Source organism: Acinetobacter sp. YH12231 (assembly GCF_013417755.1).
GTDB classification, from domain to species: domain Bacteria; phylum Pseudomonadota; class Gammaproteobacteria; order Pseudomonadales; family Moraxellaceae; genus Acinetobacter; species Acinetobacter amyesii.
In genome coordinates, this window is sequence record NZ_VPDJ01000065.1 from 1 (window position 1) to 1,276 (window position 1,276).

The 1,276-nt window shown below is 39.1% G+C and carries 1 protein-coding gene; it reads left to right on the top strand.

Going from position 1 to position 1,276, the window contains the following annotated elements; translation table 11 throughout:
- Positions 1–67 precede the first annotated feature (67 nt).
- A protein-coding gene (locus FTV11_RS16920; protein ID WP_119285041.1) for an IS3 family transposase occupies positions 68–1,233 on the top strand; the annotation gives its coding sequence in 2 pieces (ribosomal slippage) (positions 68–326 and positions 326–1,233; 1,167 coding nt in all).
- Positions 1,234–1,276: the final 43 nt, after the last annotated feature.

Sequence of the window (1,276 nt, forward strand, 5' to 3'; positions counted from 1 at the left end):
CTGATGTGTGCTTAAAAAACAGGAGGGTTTAACTTGGTAAACTATACATACTCATTAGGAGTTTACCATGAGCAAGAAACAGAAGACTTACACCGCAGAATTTAAAGCTGAAGCCATAAAAGCCATTGAAGAGAACCAAGGTAATGTATCGGAATCCGCTAGACAACTTGGCATTTCAATGCAAACCCTTTCGAACTGGAATAACAAAGCAAAGGCTGGAACTTTAGCAGGCACAAAACAGTATTCGCCCGATCTAAACGCCTTACTCGAAGAAAATAAGAAGCTTAAACAACAGCTCAAAACAGCTGAAATGGAACGTGAATTTTTAAAAAAGGCAGCAGCGTACTTTGCCAAAGAAAGTCAGTGAGGTACGCCTATATGAAATCGCAAAGCCACTTATTTCCGATTATTTTAATGGCTCGATTACTTCGTGTATCCGTTTCTCGCTTTTATGATTGGCTAAAGCGAGGCATGAGTAAAAGATCAATTCAGCGAAATCAGCAGACAATTTTGGTCAAAATAGCCCATGAAGAAACCAAACAAAGCTATGGCTATGTTCGATTAACCAAGCATTTACAAGCGCAAGGTATCAAAATAAGTACGTATGCTGTGCGCCAAATAAAAAAATCAAATCAGTTGTATTGTAAGCGCCATAAGCGTTTCAAAAGAACCACGAACAGTGATCACAACCGTTCTATTTATGACAATTTACTCAAGCAACAGTTTTCAATGACGAAGCCTAATCTTGCGTGGTCGAGTGACATTACCTACATTTGGACGGCTGAGGGCTGGTTGTACTTGGCAGCTGTCAAAGATCTTTACACGAAACAGGTTGTTGGCTATAGCTTAAATGAGCGCATGACAGCCAAGCTTGTTTGTGATGCATTGAATATGGCTATTCGCAATCAGAAACCTGCTAAAGATCTCATTGTACATTCAGATAGAGGCAGCCAATATTGCAGTAATGAATATCGAAACTTACTTGAGAAATTTGATTTTCAGGGTTCAATGAGCAAAAAAGGCGACTGCTTTGATAATGCACCGATAGAGAGTTTCTGGGGCATACTCAAAAATGAACTAGTCCATCATCGCAACTACAAAACAAGGGAAGAAGCCAAAGCGGATATTACAAAATATATAGAGTTATTTTATAATCAGCGAAGAATTCAAAAAGGCTTGGATTTTAAGACACCAAATCAAATGGCAGAAGACTTTTATCGGTTAGCTGCCTAGAATCTCCCAAGTGAAAGTCTCCTGCTAATTCAGCACACATCAA